The organism is Amycolatopsis sp. TRM77291, assembly GCF_054166285.1.
The window spans coordinates 8,758,601-8,781,175 of sequence record NZ_JBSZHF010000001.1; the positions used below are offsets into that span (position 1 = coordinate 8,758,601).

Sequence of the window (22,575 nt, forward strand, 5' to 3'; positions counted from 1 at the left end):
GGTGCCGTCGATGATCGGACAGGGGAGACCGAGGCGGTGCGGTGCTGTGATGAGACGCAGTGTGGTGCGGACCGTCGCTGAGATCGCATGGTGCCGGGCGAGCTGGGCGCAAAGTATGCGCAGGTCGTGTCTTAGCTGCGCCGGGACAAGGGAGATGAGGTGAAGGTGGCCGGGGCGGCCGGAGGAGCGGCGTAGCCAGGGAAGGCCGAGGCGTTCGAACCAGGACACAAGGGCGTCGCCGAAGGCGTGTCCGGCTTCGGCGGGGGCCCCGGTGTCGCCGGGGTCAACGTCGATTCCGCAGGCAGCTGGGTGGAGGGTGCCGACTGTGGTGACAGCGTTCGGGGGCCAATCGCTGATCAGGGCGGGGCGTTCGTGAACCGCAGCGACGGCGGTGTTGTCGGCGGCGACGTAGATGTACGGCGGGCCGAACAGCGCGGTGTCGAGGTCGGCGTTGGCGAGGCCCCGAGACGGCTGGTCGACGGCGCTGTGGTCGGGCTGCTCGTTGCGGAGGTCGTTCATTCGGATCACCAGTGCTGCGGTTGGGAGGTCTGGACGCCGGCGAGTTCGAGCACCGTGCGGGGATCACGCGCACCAGCAGGTTCGGCGCTAGTGGCGAGAACCCTGGACGTCGTTGCTTGTGTGGAGCGGCGGGGTCCGGGTTGTCCAGGGGTGCAGTGTCGGTAGCTGGTAGTCCCGCATCTCTTTGGGGACGGCGGTGATGCGCAGGACGCTGGCGGTCCAGGTCATGCCGATTCCGATGCCGATGAGCGCAACGTGGTCGCCTGGTTCTACTGCGTGCCGGGTGAGGAGGTGGGTTAGGCCGATGAGCTGGTCGTTGGGCCCGACGTGGCCCCATTGGTCGCCGGCGTGGATCAGGCTGCGCTCCGGGGACAGCCTGAGTGGTTGCAGGCACTGGCTGTGCAGGAGACGGTGTCCGTAGTGCGGAAGGAGGACCCATCTCAGGTCGGCGGCGTCGAGCTGAGCGTGGCTGAGTGCTTCCGCTACGACGTAGGTCAGTCCGGTCGTGTTGCGCTGATGAATGGATGCGGCGCCGACCGCGTCGGTGTAGTGCGCTTTGCGTTCGCGGATGGCCTCGATCCCGACTTCGGTGGTTCCGGGCGGCTGGAATCGTGTCGCGCCGCGGTGGAGCTGTTCCAAGGTGGGGTCGTTCCAGGAACTGGTCGCGAGGACTTCGGCCAGGCCGGGCTCGCGGCCGATGATGAGTGCGGAGCCGCCGTCGCCGTAGGCGATGTCGCGGTCGGCGGTGAGGTGGTCGAAGGCAGGCGGTCCAAAGGTTTCGCCGCCGGTGAGCATGACGGTTCCGGCGTCCTTACTGCCCGCGAGGATGCGTGCGGAGAGGTCGAGGCCGCCGATCAAGGAGTTGCTCATGGCGTTGATTTCGGTGGCGATGCCGGGGCCGGCGGGAAGGCCGAGTCGGGAGCGCACGTAGGCGGCCCGGGACCAGAAGTCGAGTCCGCGGGACCCTCGCCAGATGGCGGCGTGGAAGTGGAGGTCGGGCACGGCCAGGGGGCCGTCTGTGGTCATGGCGAGGCTCGCGAGCGCGTTGCGGCCTGCTTGGACTGCGAGGTCCATGCCGGTCCGGCCGCGGGCGAGAGAGATGGACCGCTGTCCGGTCGGAGAGTCGGTACGGTGTGCCGAGGCTGTGGTGAGTTCGTGAACCGGCACGAGGTCGCCGAGTTCGGCTCCGACGCCACGGATGTGGATGTCAGTCCAGCGCATGTGTGCTCCTGGTGCCGGTCGAGTGGTAGTGCAGGTCGCGGACGATCGCGTCGGGCGAGGTGTAGTAGGCGCGTAGGTGATGTCGGGAAAGACCCGAACAGGCCGCGACCTCGTCCAGGGAGAGAGGCGACCCGTCTCTATCATCGAGATGCTGGGTCAGCAGGTCCTGTGCTGTAGCCAGGATGGTTGTGCGCATCGGAGTCTCCGGAAGACGTCGTGGAGCGTGAGGAGTCAGCGGACGCGGCGGACATGACCAGTGCGGCGGCTCATAAGCCGGTGCATGTGGTCGCTCCGGAGCTTGTCCACTTGCCGGAGTACCCGAGGCCTCAGATCGGGAAGGTGCTCGATGTCCGCGTTGAATCCTGGATCGCCTCGAAAACAGGTGATGAGCACGGAGGCGTTGAGGCTCAGATTCACTACGCAGTACGGAGTATCCGGCGGGATGTAGATCATGTCGCCGGGGCGTGGGAGAGCTGTCTCTAGGTGGTGTCCGGACAGGATCGCGGAGTATCCGCTGATGATGGTGATTATTGCCTCGGTGGTTCGGTGACGCTGGGGCGTGGTGGTTTTACCGCCGGGGATGTGCATGCGTCCGGCGGAGACGGCGCGGACGGGCACGGCTGGCGCGTAGATGACCGCGGTGTCGGCGCTGCCGTCGTCATGGACGTGGGTGTCGGCTCCGGTCGGCGGCCGGTGAACCGCCCTGCTGGTACTCGTCATGACTTGCTCCTGGTGATGTGAGTTAGTGGAGGATGGGTGTGCGGGCGAGCTTTCGGGCGAGTCGTATGTTGGCGACGGCCGCCTCGGGGGTACGCCGGCCGAGTCCGCAGGCCGCGGCAATCGTCCTGATCGGACGGTCGAGTTCGTCCTCGGCGAGCTGAAGTGCGATGCGGGAGGCAGCGGGGTGGTTTTCGTCGACGAGTCCCGCGATCATGTCGATGTTGCCGCGGAGATGCCCTAGCGCACGGTAGAAGGCGCGGTCAGTCGGAGGCGCGCTAGTTCCAGTGCACAGCGGAATGTGCGCGGTCGGTATGGGGTAGCCGGCCTTGGTCAAGCGGCGTTCGAGGGCGTTGAGGTAGAGGACTGCGGCGACCAGGTCGGTGGGTTCGAACATCGGCCGATGGGCGAGGTCGCCGTAGCAGAGATGGATGATCCAGTTGATCTCCGGCGGTGCGGCTGTGATCAGTTCGGCTGTCTGCTTCGCGAGTCCAAGTGCGAGCATTTTCCACAAAGGCCGCGGGGTGCCTTCGAGCAGGGTGAGCACGGCGGGAGTCTCGAGTTGAAAGGTAGCTTCGGTGTCCCAGCGGTTGTGGATTTCGAAGACGTCCTGGATCAACGCTTCTCGGAAGATTGGAAGTGCTGCGAGGGCGGGTCGGGGAGCGCCGAAGCAGAAGTAGCTGAGGTCCAACGCGTTGGGGAGCGATACCTGGTGCGGTGGCAAGTCTCTCGGCGTGCGCAGGCGTGGGCGCGTCGCCATCGCGACGGTGACATCACGTACTCGGCGTAACGAGACGTCTTCGGGGGCGAGGAACCGGCCCGGCGCGAGGCGGTAGGTCGGCATGTCGTCGTATCCGGTTGAGTCGCCAGCTCGGCGTGGTCGCAGTGCGGGGACGCTCGCGAGGTTGTTGAGCCAGTCGATGATCCAGCGGGGGTCGCGGTCGCTGGGCAGCGTAAGGAGGTTCGTGTCGCCGGCATGGTCGAGGAACCACTGCATGGCTTGTAGGTCGGTCTTGGACACCGCGGGCGGTAGTGATCCGACGAGGTGGACGGATCGTTCGGAGACCTCGCCCGAGTAGGCGTCGGTGCGAGGGGTGCTCTGGGAATGGATGGTCGTTGACATACTTTCTCCCCGTCGTGGGTTTGAAATGTCGGTCGGTCCCGGGGGTGTGCAGGCGGCGCGGGGAGTTTCGCCGCGGTTCTGAGTTCGGCGGGTCTGCCGGTGCACGTGACCCGTCCTCGTGTGGAGGCGAGGACGGGTCACGGCGTCGCCAGGTGGCTAGGGCTAACCGGTGACCGGAAGGGATCCGGGCTTCGGTTGCGGTTTGGGGGCCGGCCGGGCCTCAGGGGCGTCGTGAGGTGTACCGCGGTCCCCGGGGCGGTTCGGCTGCGTGGTCTTGGGCGGCTCGCCAGGCTTGGTGGGTGCCGGGGTGCCTGGCGGATTAGTGCCGGGTGGCGTGCCGGTGCCGCAGGAGACCGTCGCGACGGTGATGGTGAGCGCTGTGTTCTTGCGGGGTTCGCCCGTGGGCGTGGTCGTGGTGTTGCCGGAACCGGCTGCGGAGACGGTGATGACGGCGGCGGTCGCCTTGCCCTGTCCAGATGTGCCGGGACGAACGGTGAGATTTCCCTTACTGCCGCCAGATCCGCTGACGGTGGTCTTGCCGTTGCGGCAGGTGGCCGAGAACGGGCCGACCGTGGTTGCGCCCACTCGGATGCTGGCGACTTTCGCCTCGGCAAGTCCGGCGCCGGCCTTGACGCTGATCCCGGTGGCGACGACGGCGCCGGACTTGGTGGAGACCGATCCGCCGCCGGTCTTGACCGTGCCGCCGCTCGACACACTGGGCTGTGGCGCGAGGGATTCGGCACCGCTGACGGAAATACCGCTCGCGGAAGAGAGGGCTTCGGCGTGAGCCGGGGTGACGCAGGACGCCGCTCCGGCGGCGAGGAGTGCGCCGATGCTCAGGCCAGTGAGCATCACACGCGTGTGGGTGCAATGGAATGCGGATGTGGTCATGATGGTCGCTTTCTGTCGCTGTGGTTTGACATCAGTTGATGAGGACAGGAGTGCCTAGGGGCACTTCGGTGCTCAGCACCCGGAGCGCGTCCGCGGGCACGCGGATGCATCCGTCGCTGGACGGCTTGCCGAAGACGTTGGGGTTGGGCCAGCCGTGGATACCGGTGGTGCCTGGGCCGCCGCCGAAGGTCTCCAGGCTGGTGGAGTGCGTGCCGAGCGGAAGGATCACGGGACTGAACCGTTGTGTCGGGTCGATCAGGGAGGCCAGCACGAACGTTCGCCCTGGCGGGGTCTCCGCGTTTGCTTTCCCGATGCCGACTGTCCATCGCCCAACCAGACGGTCCTCATGGTGAAGGGACAGCTGAAAGGAGCTCCGCTCGACTGTGATGAGATAAGGGCTAGTCGCGTGTTCCAGTGAATCGTCCTGAGTGGACAACCACCCGGTCGCGCCGTTGGGGCGAACCGGCAGGAGTACTTGCACCCAGCCTGATTCCTCGACGATTACGGGCACCCATGTGTCGGAGGTGATCTGTTTGGATGGCAAGGCGGCGATGGCGTCCTTACCGGGAGCGGAAAACACAGGAACCGTCCTTTTGGGATGAACGACATGCCCGGTAGGAGTGTTGCCGCGTTGGAGATCACGAGGCGCTTCGTTGATGACGTCAAACGTCGTGGCCCTAGGCAAGCCCGCAAGATCCAATACTGCTGGCGGCGTTACCGGCGGGTGTCCTGCTGTCGTCGCAGGGCTGGACCTGAGCGGCGTGCCCGGACCGTCGAAGAGCTTGGCTGCGAACAAGAGCAGGAGCACGCATGTCAGTAGCGCAAACCCGGTGTATGAGAAGAATCGCTCGAAGCTGATTGTGTCCGACACGTAGTGCGGCTTCTGGCGGCACACTTTCGTTCGGTGTACGTCCTCGCGGAGGGGTTCTTCGGTCACGACGGTCTCCGGATTCGTTCGGGTGGCGGCCTTCGCCGTGCCCGCCTCCGACGAACGGGCACGGCGAAGCGAGCTAGCGGGCAAGGAACGAAACGAACCCGGGGCCCGGCGTTCCTACACCTGTGACGGGGTCCCAACCGCGGCCGCTGGCAAGGTTTTGCGGCCGGGCGTCGAAGTCGACAAGGTAGCTACCTGCCGCGCCGGGAACTTTGGCGCCGGGCAGAGCGTGCATCCGCGGGGTCCATACGCCTGCCTTCTGTGGCACGACGTCGACGAGCACGGAAGGGTTGTTCTGCACGGCATAGAGAGCCGGATTCAGCAGCCCCCCGCGCTGCGCCCCACCGCGGGCCTGCTGCGCGTTAGCAGCGAGGCCTGCCATGAGCGGCGCGGCCAGCGATGTACCGCCGGAGACACTGAGGCCATATCGGCCCGAGGTGTCGGTGTAGCCGATCAGCAGTCCGGTGTAGGAATCTGCGAGTGCGGAAACGTCCGGGATTGCTCGCCGACCGTTGGAGACGCCGACGGGGACGATTCCCTGCTGCCACTCGGGTGCGTCGTAGAGCGCGGATGGCCCACCACCGGCTCCACCTGCGAATGGACCGTCCGCATCGGACTGCGGAACCCAGCTCTGCCCGCTCAGCGTGTTACCGCTGTTCTCCCATCCGGTGAGGACTTTGGGCTTGTTGTCTTGTCCGAGCCCCACTGTAGTGCCGCCGACGGCGGTGACGTACGGGCTGGTGGCGGGGAAGCTCGCCGTGGGTGTCCCGACCGCACCGCTGTTGTTTCCAGCGTCGCCGCTAGACACCATGATCGACTGTCCTTGGATGGAGGCCTGCAACGCCATCTGGTTGAACAGATCCCTTGTGGCGGGCGGCATGCGCCGCTCGCCGTCGGCGTTCCCCCAGGATGCGCTGATCACATCGACGATGTTGTCTCCGACCGCCTTGTTGAATGCCTCGTACAGCCCGCCGATGCAGGACCTGGCGGCGTAGTAACGCAGTTTCGCCGCCGGTGCGATCGTGTGCGCGGCCTGTACATCGAGTGTCTGCTCGACGTTCCAGCTGCCGGAGTCACATTCCTTCTCGTCGGTGAAGCCGCCGTCGGGAAGAACCTTGCTGTACTGGCCGGCCGCGAGCCCCGGGGTCCTGGTGTCTGCCGCTGCCCGGTTGATATCGGCGCCCAGAGTTGTCGAGTCGTAGGCGCCGACGATACCGATCGTTGTTCCCGCACCGGACTGGCCAGGGGCCAGGCCGTACATCGCGCGGACCGACGGGCCGGTGTAGCCGCACAGGAAGTTCGATTGGGCTCCGGCAGGGTACTTCTGTGGCACGTCGCGGTTGTTCTGTTCGCCCCACCAGCGTGCACAGGTCTGGGCCTGGGCGTTCGCATGTGGAACGGTGTGCTGGGGCCGGATGGTCTTTTCGCTGTCGTCGAGACCGAGGACGGCGGTGATGGAGGTCCGGAGTGCCGTCGGCACGCTGATCGGTGCCTCCGGGGCGACTAGCGTGGCGATCCGGCCGGCGACCCTGTCTCGGTAGATGGCCAGTTGTGTGCCGAACGCCTTCTCCAGGACCGAGGTCGGGGCGTGGGCTTTGATCATGAAGCGGTTGTCGCTGACTTCTTCGACCGAGACCCCCTGTCCGGTTAACCAGTCGCGCACGGCGTTCACCGTGGTTTCGGTGGGAGCGAAGCGGTCGAGGAACTGCCGCGAGGTGAGAAAGTCGCCTCGCTTGGGGTTGTTCGGCGATGCCAGGCGTGTGGCAAGTGCGTGTGCGGAAGCCGGGTCGCGCAGGGATAGGGCGACCTGGATGTGACGGACGGCCTGATCGTCCGCCTCACCCGCGCGTGATTGCGGTGTTGCCCACGACGGCACTGTCCCTGCGACGGTGGCACGGGCGTCGATATCGGACGGCTGGGCAGAGGCCGGTGCGACAGTGGCTAACGTCGCGGCGGCCAAGCCTGCGACGGCAGCGCCCAGCCAGGCGGTTTTCGGCATGGAAGTCCCCTCATGCGTAATCACGAAATGAAAAGCAAAGTGATGTGGGCGCGAATGTGCCCGAAACAAATCCCTCAGAATCCGCCCGTCCTTGGAGGCTGTTCGGGCGTGATGATCTGCCGGATGGCCGGCGTTATCGGTGAGGTGGCGCTGTGCAGTGGAGGCCGCACGGCACGCCGCGCCTGCGGCGGTCCCCGGGCGCGGTTTCCGTCCTCGGCAGTGGCTCCCGGACTGTCCATTGAAGCCTCAATCTATCGCGCCTTAGTTCGAAATACTGGACGATCTGAGATCAAGGTAGGTCAAAGTGGCCAAAGCGTCAACTTTCTAAGACGATTGAAGCGCGTCGGTGGATGTCGATGGGCTGGGTGGCCGCACCCTTGCGTTCCGCAGCGGATGGCCAGGTGGGCTTACCTGAGTGAGGGTGAGTAGATCCACTCAACCGAACGGTCGACCGGCGCGGATACACCTGAATGGACTAGTCCTCATGTCGGGAACGCGGTGGGACACCACGTCACCGTGTGGCACGATCCAATGTCGGGGAGTGAGGGGAGATCGATCGAGTGACCGAAATGCGAGAGGTGGCGAGCCCGCTAACCGGCGCTCGACCATATCTGACGCTGGCCGAGAGGTTTCGCGCTGAGGTGATGTCGCTCTGCGACGAGCGCGGCTGGACATTGCGCGAACTCTCCCGGCGGGCCTTCCTTGACGTCGGTTTCCTCAGCAAGCTGATCCGAGGTCTGGTTCCTGCCACTGTCGACGTCGCGAGAGCTCTGGATACTGCCTTCGGTACCGAGGCCTGGCTGCAGAACCTGGTCATCCGGATTCGATCCGACCTTCACCCGCAGCTCCCAGTGGGCAGGGAGTTCGTCGGCAGGGAGATCCAACACGCACGGCTCGACGGCCTCGTGGCCCAGATGACGACAAACTCCCCCGCCTCAGCGGCGGTCCTCGCGGGCCCGGCTGGGGCAGGAAAGACCTCCCTCGCCGTTCACTGGGCCAACTCACAGAAATCGGCGTTCGACCTGATCTTGTGGGCTGATCTCTACGGATTCACCGGCGACCAAAGCCAACGGGCAGAACAGGGCGACATCCTCGGCGAGCTGCTGAAGGGCCTGAATGTCTCAGCCGGTCGCATCCCGGTCACCGAGACCGAACGGCTGCAACTACTTCGCGGCATCCTCAACGGTCGCGCCGCGCGTGTGCTCATCGTGCTCGACAACGCGGCCGATCTAGCCCAAGTGAAGCCGATACTTCCTGGGACACCGGGAACGCTGGTGCTCATCACCAGCCGCAGGCGAATTCGAGGACTAGCCCAGGTCGCGCGCACGGTCCACGTCCCTGTGCCACCGATGACCGAAAGCGACAGCGTCGACCTCCTCAGCTCGCTGATCGGGGCCGACCGTGCCGCGCGGGAGCCCGAGGCAGTCGCACGTGTCGCCGACCTGTGCGCGTCCCTGCCGCTGGCGCTTTCCATCGCCGGAAATCTGATCTCCGCCGATACAAGGACCAGTGTGTCCCAACACGCTGAGGCACTTGCAGATCGCGGCCGACTACGCATGCTCGACGGCGACCACGCTGGTATCGGTGTGCGCGCGGCGATCAGCTGGAGCGTCGCGTCCGCCCAACCAGAAGAAGCTCGCTTGTTCCGCCTCCTCGGCATACACCCGGGACCGAGGTTCACCGCAAGCGCCGCCGCTGCCCTGGCTGGATTGACCGAACCCGAGACGCTTCCACTGTTGGATCGGCTCGTTGACGCACACCTGATCCAGCAACACCAACAACGCCAAGGCAGCTACCGGTTTCATGACCTCCTCCGCGACTACGCCACCGAAGAAATCCGAGACCCGCGCTGGGAAAGCGAACGCCGCGACGCGACGGAACGCCTAATCCGGTGGTACGTCCACAGCTGCCATGCCGCTGACCTAGCTCTGACACCGCTGCGCGATCACCATGAACCACTCGATGCGCCGCCACGGGGCATCTATCCCGCGACGTTCGACGCGGCGAGCGCCGCATTCGCCTGGTGCACAACAGAACTTCCCAACATCACGCCAGTCGCGCAGCTGGCGCTTGATCATCGGATGTGGTGGGAAGCCTGGCGAATACCGACCGTGCTCATCGATTACCACATCTTCGCTCGACCGTTCCACGTCTGGACGAGCAGCATGCAGATCGCGCTGACCGCGGCCGAGAACGCCGGCAACGACCTCTGGCTGGCTGAAGTCGCCGACAAACTCGCGGCAGCCTACTCGCGCATGCGGGACTACGACCGTGCGGACGACCTGAGCCTCCGGGCGATCGCACTGACCAAAGACCTCGTTCCCGTCTATCCGCGGCTGGGCTGGTCCTACATGTGCCTCGGTATCAGCGCGCACGTTCGTGGTGACATCGCAACGGCTGTTGACCTGATCGGCCAAGGTGTGGACGCGTTCGTCGCTGGGGGCTCACGCATCGGTGAGCTTGCCGCACGTATCGAGTGGGGTACCGCACTTCGTGACGCCGGTGACCGCGATCGTGCGCTGAAGCAAGGCCGTATGGCGTTGGCAGCGTTTCGGGCAGACGGTGATTCCCACGGGCGCGCGTCCGCGCTGGCTCCGCTCGCGCGCACGTGCAGAACCTTCGGAGAACTCGACGAAGCACTGGCGTGTAGCGAGGAAGCCGCCGAATGCTTCCACTCGGTCGGCGACGCTTGGGGCGAGGCCGACGCGCTCGAGATCAAGGGCCTTGTGCTCGCGGATCTTGGTCGCCGTGCTGACGCGGTCGAGGCGCTGGCATCAGCGCTGCGACTGGTGGAGGGGCTGGATGAGGTCAAGGCCGAGCAGCTGCGCCGAGAAATCCGGACGCACCAGCTTGCCATCGGCCCGACATGACTGACCGCAACCAGGATCCGCTCACCAATCCGGACGAGGCAGATCCCGTCATGCCGACGTCCTACCCGTCTGCTGCGCAGCAGTACGGTCAGCGGCTCTTCCAGCTCCGTACCCGCCACGGCCTCAACGTCCGGGACCTCGAAGACCGGACACGTGAAATCGTCGCCGCCCGCGTCGCCGAACTGCGCAAGCACCCCGAGAACGCCAACCTGACAGCCCCAGAGCTAGAAGATCTCGCTGGGAAGCCGGTCAGCAAGAGCGCGATTTCCCGAATCGAGAAGGGGAAGCCCCCCAGCGTCGACGCGGGTAAGCTTCTCGACGAAGCCCTCAACGCGCAGGGCACACTGGAGATCCTCGCAGGCCCGGCACGGGCAGAACCCTCCGGTCATCTGCCCGTCACTCCGCCCTATTTCGTCGGCAGGCAATCAGAATTGGAGCAGCTGACCAGACTAACCTCACATCCGCCCGAGCACGAAACGCCGACCGTGATAGTCATCGGCGGATTGCCAGGCGTCGGCAAGAGCGCCCTCGCCCTGCAGTGGGCACATGGCATGTATGCCCGTTTCGACCTGGTGCTCTACGCGGCCCTGGGCGGATACACCTCGGGAAGCCCAGCGACCCACACGGAAATCCTCGCGGACCTGCTCCGCGGCCTCAGTGTCGAGCGGGATCACGTACCAGCAACTGAGCAGCAGAGGGAAACCCTCCTGCGCGACCATCTCCGTCGCCGTAAACAACAGGTTCTGGTGCTGTTGGACAATGCGCGCGATTCTCAGCAGGTCAAGCCGCTGTTGACCAGCCTGGCGGGCACGACCGTCGTGGTCACCAGTCGACAGGAGCTCTCTGGGTTGGTCATCGATCACAATGCCCGCACTGTCCGGCTCGACACCCTGACCGATCGCGAAGCCTGTGTGCTCGCGGCTGACATCATCGCCGACGACCGCGTCGAGGCCGAGCCCGACGCGGTGGCACAGCTCGTGGACCTGTGTGCGTCACTTCCTCTGGCAATCCTGGTCGCCGCAGAGCGCATCGCCGCCGACCCTGACACGAGTATCGGGGAGCACGTCGCGGCACTGGCCGACGTCGAGCGGCGCCTGCAACTTCTCGACATCGACGAAGCCGGCGGCGTACGAGCCGCGTTCGAATGGTCCTACCGAACACTGCGACCCGACACGGCACGTATGTTCCGGCTACTCAGCCTGTATCCGCGACCTCGTGTCACGACTCAAGCGGCGTGTGCGCTCGCTGGCGTGACCATCGACAAAGGCCTTCGGCTGCTCGATGACCTGGCCCAGGCACACCTGCTGCACCAGGTCACTATCGACAGCTTCCACTTCCACGACCTCCTTCGCGTCTACGCTGCCGAACAAGCCGACCAACAACCGGAGGACGAGCGACACGACGCCATCGTCCGACTGGTCACCTGGTTCCACCACACCGTGAACGCGGCTGCCTGGGCATTGACGCCAATGCGTGACCACCACGTCCACCTTTCTCCGACGCCGCACCAGGTGACCCCCTTGGCGTTCGGGGACTTCACCAGCGCATTTGCTTGGTGCTCGACGGAACTGTCCAGCCTGCCGGCCGTCGCACGTCTCGGTATCGATCACGGCCTCTACTTCGAGACGTGGCGGATGGCGATCGATCTGTTCGAGTACCTGGTCCACAGCCGCACGACCGAGCTGTGGATCACGCTGATGGAACTCGCTGTCGAAGCTGCGGAAAAGGACGGTCACACGTCCCGTCTTGCCGAGGCCCAAGAGAAACTGGCGGAGGGATACCGGCGAGGCGGACGCCTCGACGACGCACGCGAATTCGATGACCGCGCGGCACGCACCGCCAGCGCGCGCGGACCGAGCCGCACACTCGGTTTCGCCCTGCTGGGTTTAGGAAAGGCAGCCCATACTGCAGGCGACCTGACGGAAGCCTTCGTGCTCACGCGACGCGCTCTCGACGTGGCCGTTGCGGCCGGAACGCGAATCGGCGAGGCCATGGGACACATCGCGCTCGGCAGCGTATACCGCGACCTCACGACGCGCGACTTGGCGATCGAACACGGCGAGAAGGCTGTCACGATGTTCGCATCCGTCGATGACCAACACGGTGTTGCTGTCGCCCTCCTGCCGCTTGCCCGGACGTATCTGGCGTTCGGGCTATTCGGCCAGGCTCTCCGTGCGTGCGCGCGGGCTCAAGAAGCCTACGCCGCGACCGCGGACCGTTGGGGGCGGGCGGACGCACTCGGCGTCAACGCCGAGGTACTCGACCGTCTCGGCGATCACCAGACGGCGGCGAAATGCTTACGTGAGGCCTTACCGTTGCTGCGAGGGCATGACGACGGGATGGCGGGCCGCTTCGCCGACCACCTTGCTAGCCTCGAGAACCGCTAGCCGGGTCGCTAATGTCCCGCGCCGAGTCGGCGCGCTGGGTGCTCTTTGGGCAGGCGCGGGCCGTTGCCGAAGAACTTGTCGCGCAGTGTTCCGGGAGCGTATTCGCGTTGCATGAGCCCGCGACGCTGCAAGATCGGGACGACGTGCTCGATGAACTCCTCGAACGACCCCGGTGAGGTGACGTATTCGAGGTTGATGCCGTCGACGCCGGCGTTGTGCCAACGCTCGATGTTGTCGGCGATCTGCTCGGGTGTGCCGATGACCCTCCGGTTCCCCCAGCGGAGAAGGAGCTCGCCGAGTGTCCAGTCCTCACGACTGGACCAGTCGAGCAGCTTCTGGACCGGAGTGGACACCTCGCGTTGCCGGAGGTCCGCGACTTTCGCGGTGAGGTCCTCGGATCCCCAATCGTGATAGAGAAACACACTCATCCTCGCGGCATTCCCCTCGATGGTCTGCCGTTCGAGAAGTTCTGTGTCGCGACGGCGGGCCTCCTGTTCGCTGCTGGCGAGCAAATAGGACTGCGGAACGAAGATCTTGACATTGCTCGCTTCGCGTCCCGCGTTGATGGCTGCTTGCCGTACATCGGCCACGACGGGCGCGGCGGCACCGGGGTCGAGAGCGCTGATGAACAGTGCCTCGGCGTGTCGTCCCGCGAAGGCCCTTCCGGTGGACGACATCCCGGCCTGGAATAATAACGGGGTCCGTTGCGGGGACGGTTCGCACAGGTGAGGACCGTCGAGGTCGTAGAACTCGCCGTGGTGTCTGACGGCGTGAACTTTCGCCGGGTCAGCAAAGGTGCGCGTAGTCCTGTCGCGCACGGCAGCGCCGTCTTCCCAGCTGTGCTCCCAAAGTTTGTATACGGCCGCGGTGTATTCCTCGGCGCGACGGTAGCGATCGGCATGCTCGGGCAAGCCGCCGAACCCGAGATTTCTCCCCGCGCCGGGGAGAAACGACGTGACGATGTTCCAGCCGACGCGGCCGTCGGTGAGATGGTCCAATGTGGACATACGTCGAGCGAACTCGTAAGGGTGGGCCTGGAGGACGTTGGACGTGAAGACGAACCCGAGGTGCTGGGTGTGGTAGGCCAGCAGCGGGATCAGGACGGAGGGGTCTCCGGTTGGAAACTGCATCCCCTCGGCGACGGTCGCGTCCCGGCTGCCGCGGAAAACCTCATATGGCGCCAAAACATCGGCGAAGAACACTGTGTCGAAGAACCCCTGTTCGAGTAGCACGGCGAGGTCGATCCACGGCTGAGGTTGGTGATAGTCCAGCTGGCGGCTGTCAGACTCGAACGCTAGCCCAGGCGCATGGTGGGATGGCGTGACCATGGTGAATGCGTTGAACGACATGTGCGGGCGCTTAGCCATGGTGACCGTCCTGCGGAGTGGGGGAGAGGAGGCTCGTGCCGATAGTGTCTTGGCAGATTTCACCGGAGTAGGCCATGAGCCATCCGGCCTGGGCATCCCGGAAGATCCGCTCGGTGTCTCCGCGGATGTAGCCGGAGCCGCCGCCAATGCGGAGACCAAGGTCTGCGACGTCCCGGGCGATGGAGTTGGCCAGCAGCTTGGCGTGCATCGTCGCCGACAAGAAGCCGGGATCGTTCTGGTCGGCGAGCCAGGTCATGTGCTGGGCATACATCGCGGCGGCTTCCAGCCGGGAGGCGACGTCCCCCACGGCGAGACGCACCCATTGCATGCCCGCCAGCGGATCGCCGGTGGTCGGGATCGTTCGGGTTCGCGCGTGGACGGTGAGCGCGGCGACCGCTGCGTCCGCGATACCGAGCGACAGAAACGCGAGACCGGCGCCGATGTGGTTGGGCCGCGGCCCGGTCGAAGGCGGGCAGCGCCGATCTTCGGGGAGGAACGTGTCGGCGAAGGTGATGAGCTGGGAACGGCTCGCGCGCAGGCCCATGGTGTCCCAGATCGGAACGAAGGTCATTGTGGGATCGGCGTCAAGGCCGAAAAACGCGGGCTTGTCGTCGACGAGTGCGTTGATCAGGAAGTGGTCGGCGACCTCGCATCCTGAGGAGAAGCGTTTCGCGCCGGACAGCCGATAGCCGCCGTCGGCGGGTTCGGCGTGCTGGAGAGGCTGCAAGAACAAGTTCCCGCTGCTCGGTTCGGACAGCGCGTTGGCGAACCGTGCGCCACCGAGAAGTTCGTCGGCCCAGAATTTCGCGTTGTCTGGGGTGGACATTTCGACGAGGCCGACCGCTGCACCGATGTGCATGACCCAGATACACGCGGTTGATGGGCACGCGGCGCTTACTGCGCGGACGATCGCACCGTAGCTGCGGTAGCTGAGTCCTTCCCCGCCGAGGGCGGTGGGGATGAGGGCGGCGTCGATGCCGGCCTCGTGCAGAGCACGCAGGTTCTCGATTGGCAGGTCACAGGTCCGGTCGCGGTCGGCGGCCGTCTTTGCGAAGTCCGCCGCGAGTTCCGTGGCGGCGGTAACCCAGTGCTGTTCGTGCGCCGGGGGCGCGAACGGATGGGAGGCTGTCACGTCGGCTCCTTCTGTTGTGGGAGGTGGTGGGCGCGTCGGGCTCTGCGGCGTCCGTCGATGATGAGCAGCGCGATCGCCGCGATCCACGGCAGCAGCTGATAGGCCTCGACGGGCATCCCTAGCGATCGGGTTTGCGCGAGCAGCGCGAGGCTGTCGAAGACACCGATCAGCAACGCCGTCGCGGCGACCCCGAGCGGATGGCGGCGCGCGAGGATAACGACGGCGAGCACAATGAAGCCGCGTCCCGCAGACATCATCGGCGCGAAACTGCCGATGGACGAGAGTGACAGCACGGCGCCCGCCAGACCGCCGAACCCGCCGGCGATCAGCGCCGCCGTGGTGCGATGCCTACGCACCGAGATCCCGAGGACGGCCGCCGAGCCGGGATCATCACCGACTGCGCGCAGCCGCAATCCCAGCCTGCTGGAACGCAACATCCACCACACGACCACGGTCGCTACGATCGCGAGATAGGCCGAAACGCTCGTGGCGGTGAACAGCTGCCCGAGCACCGGGAGCTCGGCCAGGCCCGGCAGAGTGACGGTCGGCAGTGTCGGCACGCTCAGCGCGGTCTGTCCGGCGGGGTCGGCGACCTGGGACACGAAGGTGCTGAGGCCGGTACCGAACAGGGCCAGCGCGATCCCGACCAGGACTCCGTCCGCGCCGCACGCCAGCCCCGCCGCGTACAAGCCGCCGAACGCGAGACCACTGAGGACACCCGCGCCGAGTCCTGCCCAGGGACCGGCCACGGCGGAACCGAGTACGCCAGCGAGCGCTCCGCACACGATCATCCCTTCCAGACCGAGGCCGATTCCTGCTCCGGCGCGCTCCAGTACCGCCTCGCCGAGCCCCGCCAGGATCAACGGTGTCGCTGAGCTGATGGCACCGATCATCACCAGGACCACGAATTCAGCCATCGTGACCACCGCGCACGGCGACAGCATGGTCGGACGCGTTCCGGCGGGTTGCCGCGCGCCGGATTAGGGCGATCGCTAGCACCGTCGCGCCGAGCAGGACCGCTTGTGCGACGGTGCCGATCGCCGACGGGATCCCAGTACGTACCTGGACGCCGCCCGCTCCGGTGGCGATGGCCGCGTAGACGATGCCGGCCACGACAATCGGGATCGGGCGGCACCCGCCTAGGACCGCCACGATCAGGCCTCCGAACCCGACGCCGCCCGCCACCGCGGGTGTGAGTCGTTCGTCGACGGAGGCGAGCTGGATCCAGCCCGCCAGCCCGGCCGCCGCGCCGGACACGGCGGTCGTCGCCAGCAGCGCCCGCGCCGACGTGACGCCTGCGCGTTCGGCGAGCCAACGACGCTCGCCGAAGATCTCGAGCAGGGCGGCACCGCGGCCGCCATGCCACCAAATCGCCACGACGAGCAGCACGAGGACGCAGAACAGCGCGGTGCTGACCCTGCCGGGCACCGGCAGCCACGGAATGAGCGCGGCCTCGGGAAGATTGGCGCTACGCGCGGTCGCGGAACCGGCGGGATCGCGCAGGTGAGTCCGCAGCAGATACGCCAGCACCTGCACGGCGATGAACGTGGCTAGCAGCGCTGTCAGGATCTCCGATACCTGCCAGCGCAGCAGCGCGACGCCGGGCAACAGCGACCAGGCCGCGCCTCCGCCCGCGCCAGCCACCGCGCCGAGCGACAACGCCATCCATGACGGCACTGATCCGCCCAGGGGCAACAGCACCGCCGCCGCGGTGATCGCCCCGACGATCATTTGCCCCTCAGCGCCGACCACGATGACACCAGTCCGGAGCGGAACCGCAGCGCCGAGTGCGATCACGATGAGCGGAATGGCGGAGGTGATGGTTTGCGACAGGTTGTAGGGCAGCCCGAACGCGCCGTCGAACCAGCCGACAAGGGCGTCCACAGGATCACCGCCGGAGGCGAGGACGAGAACGACCACCAGGGCAAAGCCCAGGACGGCGACCGCGGCCCCGATCAGATACTCGCGTCGCAGCAGGGCTTTCACTCGGCATCGTCCTCGGCGACGCTGCCCGGAGCGGCATCAGCGGCGGGCAGCCCGGAGGTCAGGCGCCACGCCACCGTGTCGTCGAGCTCGCTGGCGGGGACATCGGCGAGGACCCGGCCTTTGGACAGCACGACGACCCGATCCGCGAGCTGGCGGGCCTCGTCCAGGTCCGCGGAGATCACCAGGACGGCCACTCCAGCATCGGCCGCTCGGCGGATCTCGGAATGGATCGCCCGGGTCGCCACCAGGTCCAGGCCTTGTGTCGGCCCGTGCAGGACCGCGACATCCGGATCGCTATCGAGTTCGCGACCGACAATTAGTTTCTGCTGGTTCCCGCCCGACAGCGCCGTTACGGCGACTCGCGAGTCCCGCGGGCGCACGTCGTGTCGATCAAGTAACGCACCAGCGGCGTGCACGAGAGCGGCAGTGTCGAGCGTGCCGCGGCGGGTAAACGCGGGCTCGCGCAGACGCGTCACCATCGCCGACCACCACGTGGCACGCCCCGGCAGCAGCGCGTCGAGCCGGACCTCGGGCACATAGGCCACTCGGCGCCCGCCGGACACCGTGCCGGACGCAAGGGTGATCCGTCCTGCGGCGACCTCGGCCAGTGCGCGCTGGCCGTTGCCGGCGACGCCCACCGCACAGACGACTTCGCCCGCGCGGACCCGGAGGCTGATGTCCCGGACGGGGACAGGGTCGCCGCATGTCGCGGTGACGCCAGACAGCACCAGGACGTCCTCACCGGGTTCACGAGCCCGGAATGGAGGAGGCGGGGGTGGTGCTTGGCTATCGCCGATGATGGCGCGGGCCAAGGTCTCGTCGTCGACGGCGGCGACCGGTCCTGTGTGGACGACCCGGCCGTGCGCGAGCACGGTCGCGGTGTCCGCGATGCGGCGTACATCCGCGAGGTGGTGGCTGATGAGCAGGACCGCCACGCCCGTATCAGCGACCGCGCGTAGGCGGTCGAACAAGGTGTCGACCTCGCGCGGGCCGAGGGCGGATGTAGGTTCGTCGAGCAGCAGGACACGAGCGTCTTGTGCCAGCGCGATGACCAGTTCTCCGAGTTGGCGTTCACCCCGGCTGAGATGCCGCGCAGGGGTGTCCAGAGCGATCGGAACGTCGGCCTGCGAGGCGGCGGATCGCAGCTTCGTCGTGAGCGTGCGACGGCGCACGACGCGGTGGGGCTGGCTCAGGGCCAGGGTCTCCACGAGAGTGAGGTCGTCGATGAGACTGTCGGCCTGCGGGATGATTCCGATCCCGTGCTGGATCGCGTCACCGCGCCCGCCGAACCAGACCGGTGAACCGGCGATCTCGACATGGCCTTCGTCGGGCGCGTCCAGCCCGGCCAGGATCTTTCCCGCTGTGCTCTTTCCCGCGCCGTTCTGGCCGAGCAAGGCGTGAATCTGCCCACGGTGCACGGCCAGGTCGACGGTGTCGAGCGCCTGGACTGCGGAATACCTTTTGGACACCGAGCGCAGCGCCAGCAACGGCGCCGCGCTCATCGGCCCGGCTGCCAGGGTGTGATGGTCACCGCGCCCGCTCGCAGACGCTCCGCCAAATCGGCGATCCGTTTGTCCAGATCTGCGGGCATCCCGGGCGCGGCCGGGACCTTCCTGACGTCCGCTGCCACGAGCGACTTGTTCGCGATGGTCGAGGTTGTGCCCTTGCCGCCGAATGTGCCGTCCCTGAGCCTCGCGATCCACTGGGACAGGATTGGCAGCATGTCGGTCTTTACCTGGCCGATGTTCACCGACGCCGCGGCGGCGCTGGTCGACGCCGACAAGCCGATGGTCGCGACACCGGCGGTCTGTGCCGCGGACGCGACGCCCACGCTGTACCCCTCCGCGTTGGTCGCGATGAGCTTCGCGCCGCCCGCGATCTGCGCGGTGGTGGCCGCCGACGCCCGTGCGGCGTCTTCGAAAGAACCGGTGTAGACCGGCGGAAGCTGCCGCGCGCCCGGATTGGCGGCCGCGAGCCCTTGGCCGAAGCCGAACCACTGAGCCTGGAGGAACGGCACCTGCTCGCCGTCGACGACGGCAACCGGCGACAATTGCGTCGATCCAGCGATGTAGCCCATCAGGTAGCCGAGTTGCAGCGCGTCGTAGGTCCACGTCTCGACAGACTCGGTTGCCCGCTCCAGGATGTCGACCCCGCCGGTGGCGACCATGCGCGCGTTGGGCACTTGTTTAGCCACCCTGAAAACAGTGTCAGAGAATCCCAGGCCCCAGCCAATGACGAGGTCAAAGCCCGAGGCCGCGTACTGCCGCAGCGTGGTCTCGGCCTCGGCGGCAGCGACGTTCTCCGAGATCTGAACGCTGATCTCACCGCGCCGCTGAAGTTCGTATGCGGCATCGGCCGCGGACTGATTGAAGCCGCGGTCCTGGGCGTTGCCGCCTAAGACGACCGCGACCTTCGGAACCGCGCCGACCGAAGCCGGTTTGTCGCTACCTGCACTACAGGCCGATAGCTGCACCGCCACCACCGCCGCCACCACGGCGACGACCCCACGCAGTTTCGTGCCTTTCACCCGTGTTTTCCTCCCAAGATCCTCGGGCTGACCCTGCCAGACTCGACGCTGTCCCACAGAAAGAGGCAACACTGCCCGTGAGCGAAATGGATCATTTGCGCAGGTCAGCGTTGTCCCGGCATGATCGGCAACGACTCGCCCTATCCAGCTCCGTTGGTTTTCAACAGACTGACAATCAACTAAGCAGACTGTCCATGCCGCCATAGTGGCGCCAGAGCCGGCGCAGGCATGTGGCTCAGATCTGCCCGGTACCGAACACGCGCGGTCTACCAGGCGTAGCGAGGGAGAGGGGACGCCATGGCTTTCGGGGGCAGCCGGAGAGAACTCAGGCGGCGTTGCGACGATCTGATCGAGACGCTGCCTATCCGGCCCGGGTTCGAAGTGACGACGTTTCTCGAGGAATTGAGCGCGCAGCGGAAGACACCGTTGACGCTGTGGCGGATGAACGCCACGGCGGCGACGCCCAGCGGCATGCTCGTGACCACCGAGGCGATGGACTACGTGTTCGTGGTGCGGGGGACCCCATTGGCGCACGTCGTGCACATCCTGGCGCACGAGATCGGCCACCTGCTCTTGGGGCACCAGTGCTCGCGCAGCCCTGAATCCCATGACGGTCGCTGTCAGCCTGAGGAAGAGCTGGAGGCAGAAGAGTTCGCCTACCGCTTCGCCGCACGGGTCAGGCTGGTGGAACGGCGGCACCGGATGCGCGGGTCCTACCGCGAGGTGCTCGCGGCATTCGGATCACGAAGCCACCGGTACCAGTACGGTGTCTGACCTTCCCAGCATGGCGGCCTACGTTGCCGCGCTGGCCGCCTTCAGCGAATGCGCCCGCAGGCTGGCCGTGGATCGGCATCTGCCTTCCGCGCTGAGCCGCGACTACCTCACCCTCGGGCTGTTGCTCGCCAGTGCTTCCCTGGTGGCGGGGGCGCCGGCCACGATGCGCTGGAGTGACCAGCACGCGGGAGCACTGCACGTCGCCTACCTGATCCACTGCATCTTGACCATGCTCGCGATGGTCTGTATGGCAGGCTTCCTGCGTACGGTGACGGCGACGACAGTCCGGATGCGGGCAACTGTTGCGTTATTCGCCGGATGCGTTGGAGTGCTCACTGTCTTGTACGTGCTGTTCGGCACGGCGGATCCGCAATTCGGTGCCACCGGTCGACACCCGGCGTCGCTGGTGTTCACGCTGATCTATCTCGGGTTCATGATCGTGTGGATCGTGGCGTTTATCCGTGGAGCTTGGCGGATTTCTCGCGGCGCCGACTCGGAGGTGCGCGTCGGGATCTTCCTCGCTGCCCTGGGAATGAGTGTCGGGCTAGCCGGCTTGGTGTGGAAGGCGCTGATACTGCTACAAACCCTCGTCCTCCCCGACGTGCCGATCAGGAATTCCACCTTCACGCTCCTCGCCGAAGCCCTCGGCGCTGTCCTCTTCGCTGCGGGATCGGGTTTCGCGGCTGCAGCACGCCGGGTCGACGAATCTAAAGATCAAGCACGTGCCGAAGCGATCAAACTTCTATGGATGCGCCTTCGACCGGTCTGGTCACGGTCCGGGTTGTACGAAGGGGAGGACGAACCGGATTTCCGCAGGCAAGTCGTCCAGGTCTTCGACGCCTGCCTGACGCTGCGACGCTATGCCGATCCCACGCTGGAACCCACGATCAACATGGTCATCACACAGCGGCGGCTGGGCGCCAGGCGCGGGGCGCGCGTGACCGCGGCCGCTGAACTGAGAATCGCCCTCGCCGCCTTCGAGAAGGGCTCACACGCCGCGACGTCAGGGCAGCACGCCGACCCCGCGCCGCAGCCCACCAAGCTGACGGCCGACGAACAGCGAGAACTGGACTGGATCGCCGAGGTGGCGCACGCATGGACCGACGAGGCGGTGATCGACATCATCCAGCGCGTCGGTGCCAGCATGGACTCTGGCCGGTGTCACCGGCCACCTCGCCGGCCGGCTACTGCTTCCCTGCGGTGGCACCCGTCACGAAGATGGCGGTTGTTCGGTGTCCGGTGACGACCGGCTGCGGTCGATCGCTTGCAGAACCTCCAGAAATGCCATCCGCTGAACGACATCGTCCTGACCCAGCGACTGCACTTCCCGGGGGCGAACCCCTGTGAACCCAATCCGGGTCATCAACTCGTAGGTCCGCCGATCCAGATCGTTGAGCCCTTCGGGATCATCCAAGAGGTCTTCGAGCTGACTGGACGGAACAGAAGGGTCCAGCAGGCGGGCATCGATGCGCCAGAAGTCCGCCAGGGCGAGCGCGACCGGTGCCCGGAGGTTGCGTGTCTTGCCGGCGGCATAGGAGTAGATCATCGCGCGGCTGAGGCTCTTCGCGCCTGCCCTGCGCTCGACCCATGACGCGATCTTCGGCGGGTACACCCTCTTTTGCTTCAAGCCGCGTGGCTTCTCGGCGATCACCTCGGGGTCGAGCACCGGTTCGCCGCGCCACGTGTAACAGAAGGACTCGTGGTCGATCAGGTAGGACAAGCGTTCCGCCAGGGTCGGCAGCGACAGCAGCGTGGTCGTCAGCTGGATCTGCGCTGCCGGTGCACGCAGCGGCACCGGCGATTCGGCAGGTCCCTTGTCGCTGCTGTCCTCGGCCGCTGTCGTGTCCGCGTCGTCGACCATCGGCATCCCCCTTTCAACTTCACCGCACACCGTACTCAGGCGGGCTGCCTGACTGAGCACCTAGTCGCCTGAATGCTCACTTTAGTTGACATTATCGCTTGATCGCCTAGTGTTGACGGCAGATAGTCAACAAAGTGAGACGATCTGACCCCGGTTGGTGTGCGTCGTTCCGCCGTCGACCAGGGCTTCGTGTGGCTGGCTCCCGTACCAGCGGCATGCGTCAGATCGCGAAATTACCCCGCATGGGCGATCGCTCACGCGGGTCCG

Annotated in this window: 18 protein-coding genes; 4 read left to right on the forward strand and 14 right to left on the reverse strand. The window is 66.2% G+C overall.

What is annotated here, in order from left to right; all coding sequences use genetic code 11:
• Window positions 1-606: 606 nt before the first annotated feature.
• The 7 genes from ACXIZN_RS41205 to ACXIZN_RS41235 all read right to left on the reverse strand — a co-directional run bounded on the left by ACXIZN_RS41205 (window position 607) and on the right by ACXIZN_RS41235 (window position 7,404).
• Window positions 607-1,593, reverse strand: a complete 987-nt coding sequence (locus ACXIZN_RS41205) for a 3-oxoacyl-[acyl-carrier-protein] synthase III C-terminal domain-containing protein (RefSeq protein ID WP_457960144.1) — start codon at window positions 1,591-1,593, stop codon at window positions 607-609.
• 133 nt (window positions 1,594-1,726) lie between these two features.
• The gene (locus ACXIZN_RS41210; RefSeq protein WP_457960145.1) at window positions 1,727-1,936 is read right to left on the reverse strand and encodes a hypothetical protein; all 210 of its coding nucleotides are present in this window, start codon (window positions 1,934-1,936) and stop codon (window positions 1,727-1,729) included.
• Window positions 1,937-1,971: 35 nt separating this feature from the next.
• The gene (locus ACXIZN_RS41215) at window positions 1,972-2,460 is read right to left on the reverse strand and encodes a hypothetical protein (RefSeq protein WP_457960146.1); all 489 of its coding nucleotides are present in this window, start codon (window positions 2,458-2,460) and stop codon (window positions 1,972-1,974) included.
• 22 nt (window positions 2,461-2,482) lie between these two features.
• Window positions 2,483-3,580, reverse strand: coding sequence for a hypothetical protein (locus ACXIZN_RS41220; protein WP_457960147.1), 1,098 nt, complete (start codon window positions 3,578-3,580; stop codon window positions 2,483-2,485).
• Window positions 3,581-3,742: 162 nt separating this feature from the next.
• Window positions 3,743-4,432: a hypothetical protein gene (locus ACXIZN_RS41225; protein ID WP_457960148.1), complete on the reverse strand. Its 690-nt coding sequence runs from the start codon at window positions 4,430-4,432 to the stop codon at window positions 3,743-3,745.
• A gap of 70 nt (window positions 4,433-4,502) precedes the next feature.
• Complete coding sequence (locus ACXIZN_RS41230) at window positions 4,503-5,408, reverse strand: L,D-transpeptidase family protein (protein WP_457960149.1); 906 nt, start codon at window positions 5,406-5,408, stop codon at window positions 4,503-4,505.
• Window positions 5,409-5,481: 73 nt separating this feature from the next.
• Window positions 5,482-7,404, reverse strand: a complete 1,923-nt coding sequence (locus tag ACXIZN_RS41235; protein WP_457960150.1) for a S53 family peptidase — start codon at window positions 7,402-7,404, stop codon at window positions 5,482-5,484.
• Between the two features lie 569 nt (window positions 7,405-7,973).
• On the opposite strand from ACXIZN_RS41235, the gene ACXIZN_RS41240 reads away from it, so the two are divergent.
• Window positions 7,974-10,274 carry an NB-ARC domain-containing protein gene (locus tag ACXIZN_RS41240; protein WP_457960731.1) on the forward strand — a complete coding sequence of 767 codons (2,301 nt, stop codon included), beginning with the start codon at window positions 7,974-7,976 and terminating at the stop codon, window positions 10,272-10,274.
• On the forward strand, window positions 10,271-12,661 hold the full coding sequence (locus ACXIZN_RS41245; protein WP_457960151.1) for an NB-ARC domain-containing protein: 2,391 nt from the start codon (window positions 10,271-10,273) through the stop codon (window positions 12,659-12,661). The genes ACXIZN_RS41240 and ACXIZN_RS41245 overlap by 4 nt, the downstream gene beginning before the upstream one ends.
• Before the next feature lie 8 nt (window positions 12,662-12,669).
• Here the strand turns inward: ACXIZN_RS41245 and ACXIZN_RS41250 are convergent, their stop codons facing one another.
• From ACXIZN_RS41250 to ACXIZN_RS41275, 6 genes are read right to left on the reverse strand one after another with little or no spacing between them, the layout of a single operon-like run.
• Complete coding sequence (locus ACXIZN_RS41250; RefSeq protein WP_457960152.1) at window positions 12,670-14,028, reverse strand: NtaA/DmoA family FMN-dependent monooxygenase; 1,359 nt, start codon at window positions 14,026-14,028, stop codon at window positions 12,670-12,672.
• Window positions 14,021-15,160, reverse strand: coding sequence for an acyl-CoA dehydrogenase family protein (locus ACXIZN_RS41255; protein ID WP_457960153.1), 1,140 nt, complete (start codon window positions 15,158-15,160; stop codon window positions 14,021-14,023). The genes ACXIZN_RS41250 and ACXIZN_RS41255 overlap by 8 nt, the downstream gene beginning before the upstream one ends.
• A complete protein-coding gene (locus ACXIZN_RS41260; RefSeq protein WP_457960154.1) occupies window positions 15,157-16,077 on the reverse strand; it encodes an ABC transporter permease in 921 nt (306 codons plus the stop codon). The genes ACXIZN_RS41255 and ACXIZN_RS41260 overlap by 4 nt, the downstream gene beginning before the upstream one ends.
• On the reverse strand, window positions 16,070-17,146 hold the full coding sequence (locus ACXIZN_RS41265; RefSeq protein ID WP_457960155.1) for an ABC transporter permease: 1,077 nt from the start codon (window positions 17,144-17,146) through the stop codon (window positions 16,070-16,072). The genes ACXIZN_RS41260 and ACXIZN_RS41265 overlap by 8 nt, the downstream gene beginning before the upstream one ends.
• The gene (locus tag ACXIZN_RS41270; protein ID WP_457960156.1) at window positions 17,143-18,648 is read right to left on the reverse strand and encodes an ABC transporter ATP-binding protein; all 1,506 of its coding nucleotides are present in this window, start codon (window positions 18,646-18,648) and stop codon (window positions 17,143-17,145) included. The genes ACXIZN_RS41265 and ACXIZN_RS41270 overlap by 4 nt, the downstream gene beginning before the upstream one ends.
• Complete coding sequence (locus ACXIZN_RS41275; RefSeq protein ID WP_457960157.1) at window positions 18,645-19,673, reverse strand: BMP family ABC transporter substrate-binding protein; 1,029 nt, start codon at window positions 19,671-19,673, stop codon at window positions 18,645-18,647. The genes ACXIZN_RS41270 and ACXIZN_RS41275 overlap by 4 nt, the downstream gene beginning before the upstream one ends.
• A 381-nt stretch (window positions 19,674-20,054) precedes the next feature.
• On the opposite strand from ACXIZN_RS41275, the gene ACXIZN_RS41280 reads away from it, so the two are divergent.
• Together ACXIZN_RS41280 and ACXIZN_RS41285 are read left to right on the forward strand one after the other, a co-directional pair.
• Window positions 20,055-20,447, forward strand: a complete 393-nt coding sequence (locus tag ACXIZN_RS41280) for an ImmA/IrrE family metallo-endopeptidase (RefSeq protein ID WP_457960158.1) — start codon at window positions 20,055-20,057, stop codon at window positions 20,445-20,447.
• Between the two features lie 10 nt (window positions 20,448-20,457).
• The gene (locus ACXIZN_RS41285) at window positions 20,458-21,690 is read left to right on the forward strand and encodes a DUF6545 domain-containing protein (RefSeq protein ID WP_457960159.1); all 1,233 of its coding nucleotides are present in this window, start codon (window positions 20,458-20,460) and stop codon (window positions 21,688-21,690) included.
• On the opposite strand, the gene ACXIZN_RS41290 is transcribed toward ACXIZN_RS41285, so the two are convergent.
• Complete coding sequence (locus tag ACXIZN_RS41290; RefSeq protein WP_457960160.1) at window positions 21,658-22,308, reverse strand: hypothetical protein; 651 nt, start codon at window positions 22,306-22,308, stop codon at window positions 21,658-21,660. The two genes, ACXIZN_RS41285 and ACXIZN_RS41290, sit on opposite strands and share 33 nt — an antisense overlap.
• Between the last annotated feature and the right edge of the window lie 267 nt (window positions 22,309-22,575).

What these genes read in the sequence shown, in the direction of transcription:
- ACXIZN_RS41205 (WP_457960144.1), bottom strand. Translation starts at nt 1,593, where the DNA reads ATGGACCTCGCAGTCCAAGCAGGCCGCAACGCGCTCGCGAGCCTCGCC.
- ACXIZN_RS41210 (WP_457960145.1), bottom strand. Translation starts at nt 1,936, where the DNA reads ATGCGCACAACCATCCTGGCTACAGCACAGGACCTGCTGACCCAGCAT.
- ACXIZN_RS41215 (WP_457960146.1), bottom strand. Translation starts at nt 2,460, where the DNA reads ATGACGAGTACCAGCAGGGCGGTTCACCGGCCGCCGACCGGAGCCGAC.
- ACXIZN_RS41220 (WP_457960147.1), bottom strand. Translation starts at nt 3,580, where the DNA reads ATGTCAACGACCATCCATTCCCAGAGCACCCCTCGCACCGACGCCTAC.
- ACXIZN_RS41225 (WP_457960148.1), bottom strand. Translation starts at nt 4,432, where the DNA reads ATGCTCACTGGCCTGAGCATCGGCGCACTCCTCGCCGCCGGAGCGGCG.
- ACXIZN_RS41235 (WP_457960150.1), bottom strand. Translation starts at nt 7,404, where the DNA reads ATGCCGAAAACCGCCTGGCTGGGCGCTGCCGTCGCAGGCTTGGCCGCC.
- ACXIZN_RS41240 (WP_457960731.1), top strand. Translation starts at nt 7,974, where the DNA reads ATGCGAGAGGTGGCGAGCCCGCTAACCGGCGCTCGACCATATCTGACG.
- ACXIZN_RS41245 (WP_457960151.1), top strand. Translation starts at nt 10,271, where the DNA reads ATGACTGACCGCAACCAGGATCCGCTCACCAATCCGGACGAGGCAGAT.
- ACXIZN_RS41250 (WP_457960152.1), bottom strand. Translation starts at nt 14,028, where the DNA reads ATGGCTAAGCGCCCGCACATGTCGTTCAACGCATTCACCATGGTCACG.
- ACXIZN_RS41260 (WP_457960154.1), bottom strand. Translation starts at nt 16,077, where the DNA reads ATGGCTGAATTCGTGGTCCTGGTGATGATCGGTGCCATCAGCTCAGCG.
- ACXIZN_RS41270 (WP_457960156.1), bottom strand. Translation starts at nt 18,648, where the DNA reads ATGAGCGCGGCGCCGTTGCTGGCGCTGCGCTCGGTGTCCAAAAGGTAT.
- ACXIZN_RS41285 (WP_457960159.1), top strand. Translation starts at nt 20,458, where the DNA reads ATGGCGGCCTACGTTGCCGCGCTGGCCGCCTTCAGCGAATGCGCCCGC.
- ACXIZN_RS41290 (WP_457960160.1), bottom strand. Translation starts at nt 22,308, where the DNA reads ATGGTCGACGACGCGGACACGACAGCGGCCGAGGACAGCAGCGACAAG.